Origin of the sequence: Thermaerobacter composti (assembly GCF_033582035.1) — a bacterium.
In the GTDB taxonomy this organism is placed as follows: Bacteria; Bacillota; Sulfobacillia; order Thermaerobacterales; family Thermaerobacteraceae; genus Thermaerobacter; species Thermaerobacter composti.
The window spans coordinates 372,086-387,387 of sequence record NZ_CP132508.1; the positions used below are offsets into that span (position 1 = coordinate 372,086).

The 15,302-nt window shown below is 76.1% G+C and carries 12 protein-coding genes and 1 tRNA gene; 6 read left to right on the plus strand and 7 right to left on the minus strand.

Translation table 11 applies throughout. From position 1 onward, the window contains the following. Nucleotides 1–37: 37 nt before the first annotated feature. Both Q5761_RS01530 and Q5761_RS01535 read right to left on the minus strand, forming a co-directional pair. Nucleotides 38–2,713, minus strand: a complete 2,676-nt coding sequence (locus tag Q5761_RS01530; protein ID WP_318750918.1) for a DUF58 domain-containing protein — start codon at nt 2,711–2,713, stop codon at nt 38–40. A gap of 11 nt (nt 2,714–2,724) precedes the next feature. Beyond that, on the minus strand, nt 2,725–3,693 hold the full coding sequence (locus Q5761_RS01535) for a MoxR family ATPase (protein ID WP_318750919.1): 969 nt from the start codon (nt 3,691–3,693) through the stop codon (nt 2,725–2,727). Between the two features lie 198 nt (nt 3,694–3,891). Here Q5761_RS01535 and Q5761_RS01540 point away from each other — a divergent pair, with 198 nt between their 5' ends. The 3 genes from Q5761_RS01540 (at nt 3,892) to Q5761_RS01550 (ending at nt 6,131) form a co-directional block, all read left to right on the plus strand. Beyond that, nucleotides 3,892–5,274 carry a DUF309 domain-containing protein gene (locus Q5761_RS01540; RefSeq protein WP_318750920.1) on the plus strand — a complete coding sequence of 461 codons (1,383 nt, stop codon included), beginning with the start codon at nt 3,892–3,894 and terminating at the stop codon, nt 5,272–5,274. A 132-nt stretch (nt 5,275–5,406) separates the two neighbouring features. Continuing rightward, the gene (bcp, locus tag Q5761_RS01545) at nt 5,407–5,868 is read left to right on the plus strand and encodes a thioredoxin-dependent thiol peroxidase (RefSeq protein ID WP_318750921.1); all 462 of its coding nucleotides are present in this window, start codon (nt 5,407–5,409) and stop codon (nt 5,866–5,868) included. 167 nt (nt 5,869–6,035) lie between these two features. Beyond that, nucleotides 6,036–6,131, plus strand: a tRNA-Sec gene (locus Q5761_RS01550). A gap of 179 nt (nt 6,132–6,310) precedes the next feature. Here Q5761_RS01550 and Q5761_RS01555 read toward each other — a convergent pair. The 3 genes from Q5761_RS01555 to Q5761_RS01565 form a co-directional block, all read right to left on the minus strand. Next, the gene (locus tag Q5761_RS01555; RefSeq protein WP_318750922.1) at nt 6,311–7,219 is read right to left on the minus strand and encodes an alpha/beta fold hydrolase; all 909 of its coding nucleotides are present in this window, start codon (nt 7,217–7,219) and stop codon (nt 6,311–6,313) included. Nucleotides 7,220–7,368: 149 nt separating this feature from the next. After that, nucleotides 7,369–8,430, minus strand: a complete 1,062-nt coding sequence (locus Q5761_RS01560) for a DUF1002 domain-containing protein (RefSeq protein ID WP_318750923.1) — start codon at nt 8,428–8,430, stop codon at nt 7,369–7,371. Nucleotides 8,431–8,545: 115 nt separating this feature from the next. After that, the gene (locus tag Q5761_RS01565) at nt 8,546–9,151 is read right to left on the minus strand and encodes a DedA family protein (RefSeq protein WP_318750924.1); all 606 of its coding nucleotides are present in this window, start codon (nt 9,149–9,151) and stop codon (nt 8,546–8,548) included. A gap of 1,136 nt (nt 9,152–10,287) precedes the next feature. Between Q5761_RS01565 and Q5761_RS01570 the strand changes: the two genes are divergently transcribed. Further along, entirely contained in the window at nt 10,288–10,884 is a 597-nt protein-coding gene (locus tag Q5761_RS01570; protein WP_318750925.1) for a hypothetical protein, read from the plus strand. Between the two features lie 165 nt (nt 10,885–11,049). Here Q5761_RS01570 and Q5761_RS01575 read toward each other — a convergent pair whose 3' ends face one another. Continuing rightward, on the minus strand, nt 11,050–12,195 hold the full coding sequence (locus Q5761_RS01575; protein ID WP_318750926.1) for a SpoIID/LytB domain-containing protein: 1,146 nt from the start codon (nt 12,193–12,195) through the stop codon (nt 11,050–11,052). Between the two features lie 281 nt (nt 12,196–12,476). Further along, entirely contained in the window at nt 12,477–13,523 is a 1,047-nt protein-coding gene (gene spoIIP, locus Q5761_RS01580; protein WP_243123762.1) for a stage II sporulation protein P, read from the minus strand. Between the two features lie 248 nt (nt 13,524–13,771). On the opposite strand from spoIIP, the gene Q5761_RS01585 reads away from it, so the two are divergent. Together Q5761_RS01585 and Q5761_RS01590 are read left to right on the plus strand one after the other, a co-directional pair. Next, nucleotides 13,772–14,446, plus strand: coding sequence for a small, acid-soluble spore protein, alpha/beta type (locus tag Q5761_RS01585; protein ID WP_318750927.1), 675 nt, complete (start codon nt 13,772–13,774; stop codon nt 14,444–14,446). A 38-nt stretch (nt 14,447–14,484) separates the two neighbouring features. Beyond that, nucleotides 14,485–15,228: an MBL fold metallo-hydrolase gene (locus tag Q5761_RS01590; protein WP_318750928.1), complete on the plus strand. Its 744-nt coding sequence runs from the start codon at nt 14,485–14,487 to the stop codon at nt 15,226–15,228. Nucleotides 15,229–15,302: the final 74 nt, after the last annotated feature.

Below are 15,302 nucleotides of genomic sequence, written 5' to 3' on the forward strand. Positions count from 1 at the left end.
GGGTTTCGCCGGTCCTCCGCGGGGGCGGCCCGGACGCTCACGGCCCCCACCTCCCTCGCCGCGACGCCAGCGCGTCGGCGCCGCCGGGCCCGAGGGCGGTGCCGCGGGCGACGGGCACCGCAGGCGGGACCCCCACGGGGTGGACGGCCACCCCCGCCCTGACCAGCGAGCGCAGCAGGGTCTCGGTCTCGTCCAGGCCCGGCAGCTCGGCGGAGGGCGCTCCCGACCGCGGGCCCAGGCCGACGTCGCCGGGCCCCGTCGCTCCCGCCGGCACGGTCGCGCCGAACGCCGGCACCCCCGCCGCCACCGCCTCCGCGGACCCCGGTGCACGCGGCGGTGCGGCCGCCCGGGACCCCGGTGTGCGGGCCGATGCGGTCCTTCCCGGCGCCGGCGGGTCCGCGGCTGGGGCACCGGGTTCGGATCGCCCGCCACCCCCGCGGCGCCGGATCCCGCTGCGGCTCGGGCTGCGGCTCGGGCTGCGGCGTTCACGTGGCTCCTCCGGACCCGACGGCGGACGCCCCCAGGGCGCACCGGCGCCGTCGGCCCCGCCGTCGACCCCAAAGGGGGCCCGCGTCCCGTCGGCCGCATCCGGGGTCGCGCGCACGAGCCACAGCCCCACCGCATGGCCGTGGCCGCGCAGCTGCACCAGCACGCGGGCCAGCCGGCGATCCAGCCGGTGGGCCACCACCAGCACCGCCGATCGCGGGGTCAGCCAGCCGCGCTGGGCGGCCAGGAATTCGGCCAGGGGCATGCCCGCCGCCCCCTCCAGGTCGACCAGCCACTCCAGCAGGCGACGGAAGTGCTGGGGGCCGCGGCCGGGCGGGAGGCGAGGGGAGCCGTGGGCCGGGGCGGCGGCGGCCACCGTCAGCTCGCGGTCCAGGGCCAGGGCCGCGACGCCGGCCGTCACGCCGGCCACCCACTCCCCAGGAGCCAGGGAGACGGCCGGCACCGCCTCCATCGCGCCCGCCGGGGCGTCACGGACCGCGGCCGCGCCCGGCTCGCCGGGGCGGCCATCGTCCACGGCACCGGCCGCACCGCCGGCCGGTGCGTCCGGACCCGCCAGGGCGCCCCGTGTCCCCCCCGTCGAGGACGTGCCCGGTGCGGGTCCGCGCCGGTGACCGGTGCCGGTCGGCCCGGGCGCACGCCGCCTCACCTCCGTCGCGGCGGCCCCCGCAGCCTCCGGGGCCGACCCGTCCTCGGCCGCCGCCGGCTCCGCCGCGGCTGCGAAGCCGCCGGCCTCCCCACCGTCGGCGAGCGCCATGGCCACCGGCATGTCCGCGTCGACGGCCCCGTCCGCCGGGTCGCCGAGGTCCACGAACAGGAAGCAGTCGGTGGTCGCGCGCAGCTCGAACTCCTTGACGTGGAGCTCGTCCAGCCGCGCCGAGAGCTTCCAGTGGATGTGCTTCGGGTTGTCGCCGGGCCGGAAGGGACGCACGTCGGCGAGGCTCGAGGGGTCCTGCCAGGCGCGGGTGTCCACCCGCTGCTGCCCGAAGGGCTGGCGGGGCAGCACGGCCAGCTCGTCCACCGGCACGACGCGCGGGTACACCGTCAGCACGGCCTCCGCCGCCGCCTCCCGCCGGACGCGGAAGATGCCCAGGGGTTCCTGCAGCTCGACGGTCACCGGACCCAGGGTGTAGCGGCCGCGCCGGAGTACCACCAGCGTCTGGCGCCACACCAGGCTGCCCCACGGGCCCAGGCTGCGGTAGAGCACGGGGCCCGAGGGCCTGCCCGCCGCGGCCGGCTGGAGGGGGTCCGGTCGCCTCCCGACCGGTGTGCTGGCCGGCCGCCCGGGACCGGAGCCCGTCGCGACCGGGGCCCCGGCCGGCGGCCGGGAGGCGACCCCCGTTCCGGAGCCGACCCCTGCCTCGAGCGGCACCGCCGCCGGCGCCGCCGCTACCGGGGACGCCGCCACCGGGGCCGCCTTCACCGGCGCCGCCGACGGCGCGGGACCGAACCCCGTCCCGACCGGTGCCCCGGCCCCTCGCCCGGGGCCGACCCCCGTCGCGAATGCTGCCGGCGCCGGCCGCCCGCGGCCGGGCCCCCCCGCGAACGTTGGCGTCGTCGATCGCGCGGGAGCCGCCGCCCCGCCCGCTCCCGCGACCGTGCGCCCAGGGCCCGTCATGGGCCGCGGTGCCGACCCGTGCGGGCCGGCGGTCGGCCCCATGCCGGCCGGGGCCGCCGCCGGCTCACGGGCACCGTCCCGCTGCCGGGGATCCGTCGCCGCCGAGGTGCTGGTTCGTCCCCCCGGATCCGTCCACCCCGCGCGGGAAGCGGGAGGCCACCCCGTCCCCCTCGCCGTGCCCGTCGCCGCGCCCGCGTCCGTCGCTCCGGCTGCGCCCGCGTCCGCCGCTCCAGGTGCGCTCGCGTCCGTCGCCCCGGGCCCCGATGGCGCGAGCACCCCCGCCACCGGACCCGGCAGCGACACCGCCAGGCGGGGCACCGGCAGGATCGACCCGTTGTGGACGAACACCTCCACCTCCACCGGCTCGCCGACCGTCGCCCGCCGCCGGTCGACGCGCACCTCCACGTCGAGGCCGCGGGCCAGGGCCCAGGCCCAGAGCGCGGCCAGCAGGTGGAGGGCCGCCAGGAACTTGACGAGGAACCAGGGGACGGGGCCGCCGGTGGTCACGGCGAAGACCAGGGCGACCAGGGTCCAGAAGGGCATGCCCCAGTTCTGCGGCCGGATCGTCCGCAGGGGCGTCGCGGGTGGCATCGCCGGGCCTCCTAGCGGCGGCCGAGCAGCCCGCCGACGCGGCGTTCCACCGGCGCCGGCACGTGCTCCAGCACGTCGCGGACCACCGCCTCGGGGTCCGTCTCCTGCCACCGGGCCTCCGGCTGGAGCACCAGCCGGTGGGCCAGCACCAGCGGCGCCAGCTCCTTGACGTCGTCGGGCAGCACGTAGTCGCGGCCGTCCATGGCGGCCAGGGCCTGGCTCAGACGGTACAGGCTGAGGCTGGCCCGGGGGCTCGCCCCGAGGTACACCGCGCCGTGGACCCGGGTCGCCTGGACGATCCGCACCACGTAGTCCTTGATGCTGTCCGCCACGTGGACCTGGGTGACGCGCTGCTGCAGCTCCACGATCTCGTCCGCGGTGGTGACCGGCTCCACCGCGTCCACGGGCCGCCCGGCATGGTGCAGGTCCAGGATGGCCCGCTCCTCCGCCGGTCCCGGGTAGCCCAGGCGGATGCGCAGGCCGAACCGGTCCAGTTGCGACTCGGGCAGGGGGAAGGTCCCCTCGTACTCGATGGGGTTCTGGGTCGCCAGGACGAAGAAGGGCCGCGGCAACGGGTAGGTCTGCCCGTCCACCGTCACCTGCCCCTCCTCCATGGCCTCCAGCAGCGCCGACTGGGTCTTCGGCGAGGTGCGGTTGATCTCGTCGGCCAGCACCACCTGGCTGTGGATCGGCCCCGGCCGGAAGGTGAACCGGCGGGTGCTCGGATCGTACACCGACAGGCCGGTGATGTCCGACGGCAACAGGTCCGGTGTGAACTGGATCCTCCGAAAGGTACAATCGATGGAGCGGGCCAGGGCCCGCACCATGGTGGTCTTGCCGACGCCGGGGACGTCTTCGATGAGCACGTGGCGGTTGGCCAGCAGGGCGGCGAAGAGATAGCGGATCTCCGCCCGCTTGCCCACGACGGCCCGTTCGACGCTGGCCAGCACCCGCCCTGCCACCTCTTGCACGCGTTGCATGGGCCACCTCGGTCTCCGGGGCGTGATGGGGGAGGCGCGCCCACGGCCCGCCGATGGGCCGGGACCCGCCGCGGGCACCGGAGGTCTGCCGTCGAGGGTAGCTTTCCACTTGCGAACAGCCATTCCCTGCGCCCCGGGCCAGGGTTTGGCATGGCAAACCGGCCCGACCCGGCGTGGGCGGGGAGGGGAGGTGGCGCCGTGGCGGACGAACCGGCCTTCGACTTCGACGCCGTCTTCGATCCGGACGACTACCTCTACTTCTACGAGCCCATGCTCACCCCCGAGCGCACCCAGCGGGAGGTGGCCCTCATCTGGACGCTCCTCGGCCTGCGGCCGGGGCAGGCGGTGCTCGACCTGGCCTGCGGCCACGGTCGCGTCGCGGTGCCCCTGGCCGCCATGGGGGTGCGGGTGACGGGGCTCGACCGGAGCCCGGGGTTCCTGGCCCGGGCCCGGGAGGCCGCCGCCCGTCAGGGGGTCGAGGTGGAGTGGGTCGAGGGCGACATGCGTCGCCTGCCCTGGCGCGACCGGTTCGACGCCGCCTTCAACGTGTTCACCAGCTTCGGCTACTTCGTGGACGAGGAGAACCTGGAGGTGCTCCGGCAGGTGGCGGCGGCCCTGCGGCCGGGGGGCCGGTTCCTCCTCGAGACCCAGCACCGGGACGCGCTGCTGGCCCGCTTCGCCCCCTTCAACGTGGTCGAACGCGGCGACGACTTCCTGATCGACGCCCACCGGTGGGATCCGGTGACGGGGCGCGTCGTTACCCAGCGGACGGTGATCCGCCAGGGGCGGGTGCGCCGCGGCCGGTTCTTCGTGCGGCTGTACACCCCGGCGGAGCTCGGGGCGCTGCTGCGCCAGGCGGGGCTCGAGCCCGTGGGATTCTACGACGAGAACGGTGCGCCCCTCTCCCCGGAGAGCCGCCGGCTCGTGGCGGTGGCGCGGAAGCCCGCGGGCGCCGGCGGGGCCGAGGCCGGGGGGCGAGGCCGGGGTGCGGCGCCCCAGGAGGGGGGCGGGGCGGCCGCGCCGGGCGGTGCGGCCGCCCGGCCGGGGCCCGGCGCCTCGGGACGACCCGGTGCGCCGCAGGGGTCCGGCGCATCGGAGGGACGGAGCCCGCGGGAGGGGGACGAACCGGCCGCGACCGGTGCCGTGCCCCCGGCCCTGGTGCCGGCGCCGCTGGCCGCGTTCCTCCACCTGTACCACCGCGGCCGGTTCTTCGAGAGCCACGAGGTGCTGGAGGAGGCCTGGCGCCGGTGTCGCAGCGACTTCTACCACGGCCTGATCATCCTGGCCGCCGCCTTCGTGCGCCGCGACCGGGGGACGCCGCGGGGGGTGCGGCGGAACCTGGCCAAGGCGCGCCGGTACCTGGAGCGGTACCGGCCCCACTACCTGGGCATCGACGTGGAGGCCATCCTGGCCTTCGCGGACCAGAAGATCCGGGCGGTGGAACGCGCCGGCGACCCGGAGGGCGACGCCCTGCGACGGCTGGTGCCCGATCTGCCGCTGCCGGTGCACCCCGGGTGGGTGCGCGGGGACGAACCGGAGTGGGACGACGCCCGCTCTGACTCCCGGCCGGGGGCCGGTTGACGACGGCCACCCCCTAGGATCCGTCGGATGGGATCGCCGGCCGTGGCGAGGCCGGCGGCATCGCGCCACCGGCCATGCCCCGATGGCGAACGCGGGGCACGCCATCGGCGAGCGATGGGAGGGATGGGCATCATGCCGAAGGTTGGCGACGTGGCACCCGACTTCGCCCTGGTCGATCATCGCGGCGAGACCGTGCGCCTCAGCGACTTCCGCGGCCGCAAGGTCGTGCTCTACTTCTACCCGAAGGACGACACGCCGGGCTGCACCCGCGAGGCCTGCCGCTTCCGGGACGACTACCAGCGGCTGCAGGAGGCGGGCGCGGTGGTGCTGGGCGTCAGCCCGGACCCGGTGGAGTCCCACGTGAAGTTCCGCGAGAAGTACGGCCTGCCGTTTCCGCTGCTGTCGGACCCCGACCACCAGGTGGCGGAACGCTACGGCGTCTGGAAGGAGAAGCGGATGTTCGGCCGGACCTACTGGGGGATCGACCGGACCACCTTCGTGATCGACGAGGAAGGGCGCATCGTCAAGGTGATCCGGGGCGTCAAGCCCGAGGAGCACCCCCAGCGGGCGCTCAAGGCGCTCGGCGTGGCGTAGGGGTCCATGACGCCGTCGGGCCCGTCCGGTACACTTCCGGGTTGGGGGGACGGGACGGCGCAGGGCCCGTGCGCTTGGAGCCCGCAGGCCCAGGACCCCTGCCGGCTGGTGGGTGCGGGGGGAGCGACAGGGGCAGGGGCGGGGCAGGGGGCCTGGGGGGTCTTCAGGGGAGCAGCTGGTGACTGGTGTCGCCCCTGGTCTTCAAAACCAGTGGGGGATGGCGATACCGTCCCCGGTGGGTTCGATTCCCACATGCTCCCGCAGGGGTTGAAGGGCGGATTCCGCCTTGCTCGCGTGGATGTCGCCTTTATCGCGGCCCCCGGCCCCCGCGCCCCGGCATGTCCTGGGCTGGCGCACCCAAGTCCCGCGGAATTGGTACCAGGCAGGCTCCCCCCGCCGGCGGGGCGCCGGTTGACGCCTCGCCGAGTCAGCCCAATCGGAGCTAGAGGCCGAGGAAGCGCCTCACCTCCGCCGCGTAGCGTTCGGGCTCCTCGATGTCGGGGAAGTGGGCGCTGCGCTCGAAGATCACCAGCCGGCCCCGGGATAGCCTGGCGCTGATGTCCCGGCACACGTCGACGCCGACGTTGCGGTCGTGGAGGCCCACCATGACCAGGGCGGGGACCGTGATCCGGGACAGCGCGTCCATCCGGCTGGGAGGCTGGGGCTGGGCGGCGAGGGCGCGCTGCATGTCGCCGGTGTTGACGAGCCCGCTTTCCTCCCAGAGCCGGCGGTTGAGCCGGGCGGCGGCGGGGTCGAAGAACAGGAAGCGGTCCAGGGTTTCTGTATCCACCAGGTTCCAGGCCTGTTCCAGGCGGGCCGGGGCCGGTTCGTCCCCTGCGAGGAGCTGGGCGATCCGGTCCTTCAGTTCGCCCGTCGCCACGTGGTAGAAGCCGTACAGCTGGACCCATGCCAGCCGCACCGGGTCGCATAAGGTGGGGGCCTGGAGGATCAACCGCTCCACGCGGCCGGGGTGGGCCAGGGCGTACTCCAGAGCGAGTTCCCCGCCGAAGGAGAAGCCGAGGGGGATGAAGCGGGCCAGGCCCAGCCGGGCCCGCAACCCTTCGAGGTCCGACACCAGCAGCGGCAAGGAATAGTCGGCGGGGCTGGCCGGAGGGTCCGACCGGCCGCAGCCCCGCTGGTCGTAGTAGACGACGGTCGCGAACGCTTCCAGGAGAGGGCCGATGGTGCGCTCGAAGTTGTAGACGTTGCCACCGGGTCCGCCGTGGATCACCACCAAAGGTGTCGCGCCCTTCCCCGCGCCGGCGATCCTGCACCAGTGGCGGATCCCGTTCACGGTGACGTAGAACTCGCCGTCCTGCAACGGCCTGCCGGGCATTGGGTCATCGTACAAGGCGTCATGCTCCTTCCGGACGGTGGACGGCACGGACCCGGGATCCTGGCCAGCCCCAAAGGGGGCAAGGCCCCCAGGGCGAAGGGCCCCGGGTGAAGGGCCTCGGGCGGCAGACCGGCTCCCCGGCTCTTGCTCTCCGGCCGCCCGGGTCACTGGCCGAACCAGCTGCGGATGGCGTCCACGACCTGCAGCACCCAGTCCCACACCCGGTTGAAGAAATCCCGGATGATCGGCGTGTCCTCGCCCAGGAAGCGGTTCACCTGCTCCCGCACCTGCTGCAGCTGGGCGGTGACCGCCTGCCAGTCGATGCCGGCGTCCCGCAGCTTCTCCACCAGGGTGGCCAGTTCTTCCCGGAGCGCGTCGCTCAGCTGGATGCCCAGGTCCTGCTCCAGCTGGCGGATCAGGGCCAGGATCTCGTCGCGGCTGGTGGGCGGGTGTTCGGCCATGCGCTCCTTGAGCAGGCTGAGGAACTGGCTGGCCTTCTCGGGGCTTCCGATCTCCTGGGCGATCCGCACCATGACGCCGATCTCCTGGGCGCCCAGGTCCTTGCGCTCGGCGTCCAGGGTCGTCCCGGCCGAGATCTCGTACGCCTTGTAGATCCCCGCCAGGGCGGCCGTGCCCGAGACGTCGAAGGGCGCGGCCACGTAGACCACGGCGTCCTTCACCCCGGCGGTGGCCAGGGCCTCGGCGTACATCTCCGGGGGCACCCAGGTGATGTGCTTGGTCTCGACGCGGATGCCGCTGCCGGGCGCGGCCGGTTCGACCCGCACGGACGAGATGGCACGGCTGCCCAGCTGCTCGCGGGGGACGTAGTCGCCGACCAGGGTGACCTCCTCCTGGTGGGTCAGGACCAGGGGCTCCCCGTCCCAGGTGGCGGGGTCGAGGCCCAGGAGGCGCAACACCTCCTGCCGCTGCGAGGGCGTCAGGTCCGCGCCCAGCACGACCACCGTGCGCTCCGTCGGCGCGGTGCCCTCGGCCGCGGCGCTCTCCGCGTCGCCCTCCGCCCCGCCGGCGGCGTTCCCATCGGCCCCGGCTTGCCCGGCGGGCCGCCCCGCGCCCCCGCTCGCTGCCGCGGTGCCCGCGGCCGGCCCGGACTCCGACCCTGCAGCCAGGGCGGGGGCCAGGGTCATCAGGACGAACGAGGCCACCAGCACCAGCGTCAAGGCCAGCCAGACCCAGTGGCGCCAGCGGTTCTTCCCCTTGGATCGCATGGTCCTCACCTCGCACCGGTCGTGGGGGTTTTGGACGCCGCCTTGCCCACCGCCTCGCGTCATCTCGTCGGACGGCACGACGCCCAGCGCCCTGCGCCTGTTCACGGCGCGTCGCCTAGCGGCGGGGCCGCGCCGGGAGGCGCAGCCCGAGCCACACGGCCGCGACCGTCAGTGCCGCCACCAGCAGCAGATGCTGATAGAGCCGGACCCACTGCTCCACCAGCGGCCACGCGGCGCCCAGGGCGGCCCCCGCTCCGGCCAGGGCGGTGTTCCACGCCACGGTCCCCACCACGGTGTAGAGCAGGAACACCGGGAGCGGCATCTCCGCGAGCCCCGCGGGGATCGAGATCAGGCTGCGGACGATGGGCACGAGCCGCCCGATCAGCACCGCCCAGGGTCCGTAGCGGGCGAACCAGTCCTCCGCCCGCGCCACGTGGTCGAGCTGGATGCCCAGGTAGTGCCCGTAGCGGCGGGTCAAGGCCTCCAGCCGCCGCCGGCCTAGGGCGCGGCCGGCGCCGTACAGCACCAGGGCGCCCAGCACGGAGCCCACCGTGGCGGCCACGATCACCCCCGGCAGCGTCATCGCGCCGAAGGTGGTGAGGAAGCCCGCGAAGGGGATCACCACCTCCGACGGGATCGGCGGGAAGACGTTCTCCAGGGCGACCACCGCCACCAGGCCCACGTAGCCCCACCGCTCCACCACCTGGGTCAGCCCGTCCAAGGCGTGTCCCCCTTCGCGTTCCCGCGTGTTGGCCGCGCTTGCCGAACCAAAACTCCGCGCGACGTCGCCCGTGCGGACGCCGGCCGGGGCGGCGCCGGACCGACTTTGTCCCCCGGCCGGTTCATCCTACGCCCGGCGAGGCGGGGACATGCCGGTCCGCTGCGAGCCCGCACCGCGACGGGTTCACCGACCCCACGTGCGCCGACGGGTGCCGCGACCCCACGTGCGCCGACGGGTGCCGCGATCTCGCGGGCGGCGGCACGGCTGCCGCGAACTCGCGGCTCCAGCCGGTCCCGACCGGGTGCGGGCAGGTCGGTCCCGCTCGCCACCGCAAGCCCGCGGCACCCGGCGACCGCCGCCGCGACATCCCCTGGGCGACGCCGAACCGGCGCCCGCCCCGTCCATTATGGCGGAGCGCGCCCCGCGCCACCACCCGTTGCGGAACCACGGGCGTCGTACCCTGTTGTTTCGCGACGTTGCGGCGCTTGTTTCGCGACGTCGGGCCGGGTTCGTGATCCCATGGTGGCCTGGCCGGCCAGGCTGCGGCGGGATCGACGGGGTCCGCCCGCGCTGCCGACCAGGGTCGTCTGCCCGGGCTGTCCACCAGGGTCGTCTGCAGCGGCGGCCGGTGGGGTGCGCGATTCCCCGGCGGCGGCCGGCCGGGTGTGCGATTCCCCGGCGGGGGGCCGGGAGTGTGCGATTCGGGTGCACCCCGAGGGAGAGGACGTCATGGCAGCCTTGTGGCAAAATGGGCGCGGCGGGACCATCGTCCCCGCGGTGCCACGGGCGGTCTCGCGCCATCGCTTGCCGGCTCCTGGCAGGAGCCGGGCAACGCGGCCAACGGCGGGCAACGTGGCCAAGGATGGGGCAACTGGCCGAAGGTGGGCAACGTGGCTGAGGCCGGGCAACCTGCCCTGGGGGCGGCAACCTGGCCGAGGGCGGGCAACCTCCCCGGGGGTGGGCAACCTGGCCAAGGGCGGCTGCCCACGGACGGATCGCCCCGGCCGGCACGCCCACAGTGGTGGAGCGGTGTCCCCGCCAGCATGGGCGGGAGCGCATGGCCCCCCGGCCCCCAGGCGCCGGCCGGACCGGACGGCGTCCGGGCCGAAGGGGGACGGGAACGGGAGGGCAGCGCCATGGCAGCGGGTTGGACCAGCCTCATCGTGACCCTGGCCGTCCTGGCGGCAGTGGTCCTGCTCGCCCGCTCCCTCCTGCGGGCGCGACCGCGCCTGCGGGCCATGCGGCAGCAGCGGGAGTGGGCGGCGAACCGGGAGGCGGACCGGGAGGCGGCGCGCCGGGTCCTGGCCGTGCCCATGGAGCAGTGGCCGCTCCTGGAGCGGCTGCCTGAGGGGGTGCCGCACCGAGCCGCCTACTACGCCGCGCGCTGCACCCTGCTGGAGGAGCGCCCCGGGGGCGGCTTCGCCTCGCGCGGCCAGGGGTGGCTGGTCGTGGGGCGGGAGAGCCTGGTCTTCCACGCCGATCCGTCGTCGCGCCCCCGCCCCGGGGAGGGGGACGCCGAGGGCCCGGGCGCCGGCGCGGGCGGCCCGCGGCACCTGGAGATCCCCTACACCGCCATCGAGCGGGTAGACTCGCCCTACGTCAACGTCCTCGAGGTCATCGAGCAGGACCCCGTCACCCGCGTCTGGACCAGCCACTTCTTCCGCTTGAACCGACCGCTGGTGGTGGCCGCCTACCTCTCGCGACTGGCGCGCTTCGAGCTGATCCTGAGCTGATCCGGGCGTCGGGGCGTCTTGAACCCACCCGCCGCGGGGCGTCGAGGCATCCGGAACCCGCGCGCCGCGGGGCCTCGAGGTGTCCGGAACCCACCCGCCGCGAGCCGGCGCGGCCCCCCGACCGAGCCGGCCGGTCACTGCGCGGCCCCCGACGGAGCCGGCCGGTCACGGATACAGCCGCACCAGCCGGGTCCCGGGATAGTAGTGGGCCAGGATGTCCCGGTAGCTGATCCCGCGGCGGGCCATGGCCTCGGCACCCCACTGATCGAGGCCCACGCCGTGCCCCCACCCCCGCCCGCGGAAGATCCAGACGCCGCCCTCCAGGGGCTGGATCGCGGTGAGCAACGTCGAGCGCAGGCGGTTCGGGCCCACCTGGCGCCGCAGCTCGGCGGCGTGCACCCGCCGCGGCCCGATCTGGATGGCCACCGCCCGCCCCGAGGGTCCGCGGGCGGCGACGCGCACCTCCCGCACCTCCGCCGGCGAGAGCCCGGCCGCGGCCGCCAGCTCCTCGGCGGTCAGCGCCACCGCCCAGCGCCGGATCCGCGCCGGCGCCGCTTGGTCGCAGGGCGAGGGCACGGGCCGCAGGTACGGCGCCCGCCGCGGGTCGCGGGGGAAGGACTCCCGCAGGGACGCGGTCCGCCCCGCCGCGCAGGCGTGGAAGAGGGCGACGATGGGCTTTCCCCGGTAGACCAGGATCTGGCCCCGGGTCGCCGCCACGGCCTCGGCCACGGCCCGCGGCACCGTGGGGCTGTACGCCTGGGCCTCGGCGGGATCGGTGGACGTGTCGGTGCCGTACAGCCGGCGCGGGGTCGCCCGTTCCCCGGCCAGCAGCAGCGAGACCGTGTAGGTGCGGACCGCCACCGCCTGGGCGCGCAGGGCGTCGGGCTGCCAGCTGGGCAACACCTCGCCGGCCACCACGTGGGCGAGGTACTCCTCCATCGCCATGGTGCGCGGGGCGGCGATGGCGTGGTCGAACACGGTGATGGTGGGTTCGCGGACGAACCGGCGCGCCACGGCGGGATCCAGCGGCACGCGGCCGGGCGGCGGTTCGTCCGCCGTCGCCGGCCCGGGGCGCGGCCCGGGACCTGCCCTGGGGGGCTGGCCGCTGGGGCTGGCATCCCCGGGCCTGCCGGCCTCGCCGGTCTCGTCGCGCGCCCCGGCGGGCGGGGCCGGTTTGGCGGGCGGCCCGCCGGCGGGCGCGCCGGGACCGGCGGCCAGCATGAGATGGATCAGCAGCAGACCCAGGGCAACCCACCCCGCCGCGCTGCCCCGGTCGACCCGGATCCCGCCGGCACCCCTTGGGTCGGTCATCGACAACCCCCCGGCCTCGACCTGGCCTTAACCTGGGGCGGCGGGCGGCGGGTTCATACCGGGGCGAAGCCATCCGGCGCTCGGGGGCGGGCGGTCGCCCAGGGGCGGGGGCGTAGACGCGGGGCGGATGCGGTCCGTGGATGCGAGGTCGGCGGCCCGTCGATGCGGGGCCGATGCGGCTCGTCGACTCGGACGCCGGCCGGTGCGCGGATCGGGACGGCTCGAGCGGGAGGACGGCGGGGATCAGGACGGCGGGCTACGGTGGACCCACGCCGGACGGGTCACCGACGCACCGCCGCGGACGGGGAAGGCGAGCCGCCCACGGCTTCGGCGCGGGGGAGCGGGGCGGGGCCGCCCACCGCGACGGGGTGCCGTGCCGCGAAGGAGCCGGCCAGAGCCGCCGGACCGGCGGCGGGACCGACGCCGGGGCCGCGCGCGGAGCCGCCTGCGGGACCGGCGGCCGCCCAGGCTGGGGAGCTGGACGTCGCTGCCCGCCACGGCCGGGGACGGGGCAGGGTGGTGGGCCGGGCCGGCGGCCGGCCGGGCCGGATCGCCAGCGCCTCCACCAGCGCGTCGGCCACCCAGCGGGCGGTGCGGACGGTCTCGGCCAGCGTGTTCTCGGCGCCGCCGATCTCCACCAGCAGCGCGCCGGGCAGCAGATCCTGATTGTAGTGCCAGGGCCTGAGGGCGATCCCCCGCACCAGGCCGGGGTGGATCCGGCCCAGGCGGTCGGCGAGCGCCTCGGCTAGCGCCAGGTTGCGGTGCCAGCCCGGGTGTCCGGCGCCCACGACCAACAGGACGCCGGCGGCGGGCTGGCCGCCCACCTGGACGCGGGTGGTGGTGGCGTCGCGGTGGACGTCCAGGGCGACGCGAATGGACGGGTAGCGGGCCAGCAGGTCCTGCAGGCTCGCGCGCGCCCGCTGGTAGGCTTCGTCGCGGCCGGCGGCGTCGTAGACGGTGCCGTTCCAGAGCACGTCCAGGCCTCGCTCGGCCAGCCGCCGGGCCAGGGTCTGCCCGACGGCGCGCACCGACCGTCGCGGGTCGCGGGAGAAGGCGTCGCGGTGGATGTCCCGGCCCGGCCGGTCGCCGCCGGGCAGGTCGGGCAGGAACGCCTCCGTGGCGTGGGTGTGGTAGACCAGCACGAAGGGCTGCTCTCCCCACTGCAGGCGCTCCGGCCCGGGGCGCCGCCACCATCCCAGGGCGACGACGACCACGACGGCCACGGCCAGCGCCACCCAGAGGACCACCCGGGCGCCCGGACCGATCCACCGCGTCGCCGTCGCCAGGCCGCGGGATCCCCGCCACGGCCCCGGTCCGGTCGGTGCCACGGCTTCCACCTCCACCCGCCGCGGGCGCCACCGTCGCGATGGCGGGGATCGGACGGGGGCCCGCGCCATACCTCTATTCCCGCACCGCGCCCGGCATGTCGGGGACGATCCCGCAGCCGGTCCCGCAGCCCGGCCCGGTCCACGGCCCGACCCGCGGCCCGCGCCGGCAGCAAACCCGGCAGCAAACGCTGAGCAGCCGATTGCAAGGCTCCCGCGGTGCCCACACTAAGCCCCTGGAGGTGGGGACCATGCCATCGGACGAACCCGCCTTGACGCCGAGCGATCCGCGGGAGGGGGAGGGCACCTCGCAGGGCCGCGCCGCCGCCTCGGTCGACGGCCGTGGGCGAGCGGCGGCAGAACGGGCTGCGGCGCCCGTCGGCGCGGTGCCGGTGGGCGGGGGCGCGACCTCCCGAGAGGTACCGGTGAGCGGAACCGGTCCCTCCACCGCGGGCACGCCGGCCCCGGGATGGGCCGGCGAGGCACCGCCGCCCGGACCGGCGACGGAGGGAGAGGGGACGGCGGCGTCGGCTTCAGACCAGGCGGCCACCGCGTCCGCTCCCGCGGGAGCGAGCCCGTCGCCCTGGAGCGCCATCGAGCTCCCTCCCACGGCCACGTCGCGCCGCCGCCGCAAGCGCGGACACCGGGGCGGCGTGGGCCGGCGGGGCGGCCGGCGCGTCGCCCAGCCCAACCCCGAGGACGACCCGCTCTACCCCTTCAAGGTCCAGGCCGCCAAGGAGCTCGGGCTCTGGCCCAAGGTGGAGGCCGAGGGCTGGGGTGCGCTGACCTCGCTGGAGAGCGGGCGCATCGGCGGCTACATGCAGCGGCTGGTCAAGGAGGCCCAGGAGGAGGGGCGCATCCCGCCCGAGGTGATCGAGCGGCTGGCGCAGCAGCGCAGGATTCGGCCGGCTTCCACGGAAACGTAACACCGCAGGGCACCCCAGGGGGAGGAGGGCCACGGCCGATGCGGCTCACCATCCTGGGCCGGGACGGGCCGTACCCGGCTCCCGGCGGCGCGTGCTCCGGCTACCTCCTGGAGGGGCCGGAGGGACCGGTGCTCATCGACTGCGGACCGGGCGTCCTGGCGCGGCTGCGCCAGCGGGTGGACGTCCCCCAGCTGGCGGCCGTGTTCTACTCGCACTACCATCCGGACCACGTCGGCGACCACTTCGTGTTGCGCTACGTCCTCGACATCGCCCGCCACCTGGGTCGCCCGCGGCCGGCGCCCCTGCCCCTCTACGGCCCGGCCCGTCCGGCGGAGCTGGCCGGGCGGATGCCGTACAAGGACGTCTTTGCGCCCCGCTTCCTCGACCCCGGCGAGCGGGTGACCGTCGCGGGGATCGAGGTGGAGGTCCGGGCCACGGACCACCCCTTGCCCTGCCTGGCCTCCGCCTGGAGCGCCGGCGGGCGGCGCCTGGTGTACTCCGGCGACACCGGGCCCGGAGCGGCCGACGCCCTGGTGGAGCTGGCCCGCGGGGCCGACCTGCTGCTGATCGAGGCCAGCCTCCTGGCCCGCCGCGGCGATCGGGCGCCGGGGCACCTGACGGCCCGGCAGGCGGCCCAGATCGCCCGGGAGGCCGGGGTGGGGCGGTTGCTGCTGACCCACCTGCTTCCGGAGTACGATCCGGAAGAGGTGCTGGCCGAGGCCCGGGAGGTGTTCCCGGAGGCGCAGCTGGCCGAGCCGGGGGCGACCGTCGTCCTGAGCTGACGGCTGCACCCGGCACCGGAGGACGCCGCCGCCCTGGGGGAGGCGGTGGCTGCCGCCGGCGTCCGCGCCGCGGG

Coding starts and splice junctions, on each gene's coding strand:
- Q5761_RS01590 (WP_318750928.1), top strand. CDS start 14,485: ATGCGGCTCACCATCCTGGGCCGGGACGGGCCGTACCCGGCTCCCGGC.
- bcp (WP_318750921.1), top strand. CDS start 5,407: ATGCCGAAGGTTGGCGACGTGGCACCCGACTTCGCCCTGGTCGATCAT.
- Q5761_RS01535 (WP_318750919.1), bottom strand. CDS start 3,693: ATGCAACGCGTGCAAGAGGTGGCAGGGCGGGTGCTGGCCAGCGTCGAA.
- Q5761_RS01585 (WP_318750927.1), top strand. CDS start 13,772: ATGCCATCGGACGAACCCGCCTTGACGCCGAGCGATCCGCGGGAGGGG.
- Q5761_RS01530 (WP_318750918.1), bottom strand. CDS start 2,713: ATGCCACCCGCGACGCCCCTGCGGACGATCCGGCCGCAGAACTGGGGC.
- Q5761_RS01575 (WP_318750926.1), bottom strand. CDS start 12,195: ATGACCGACCCAAGGGGTGCCGGCGGGATCCGGGTCGACCGGGGCAGC.
- Q5761_RS01570 (WP_318750925.1), top strand. CDS start 10,288: ATGGCAGCGGGTTGGACCAGCCTCATCGTGACCCTGGCCGTCCTGGCG.
- Q5761_RS01560 (WP_318750923.1), bottom strand. CDS start 8,430: ATGCGATCCAAGGGGAAGAACCGCTGGCGCCACTGGGTCTGGCTGGCC.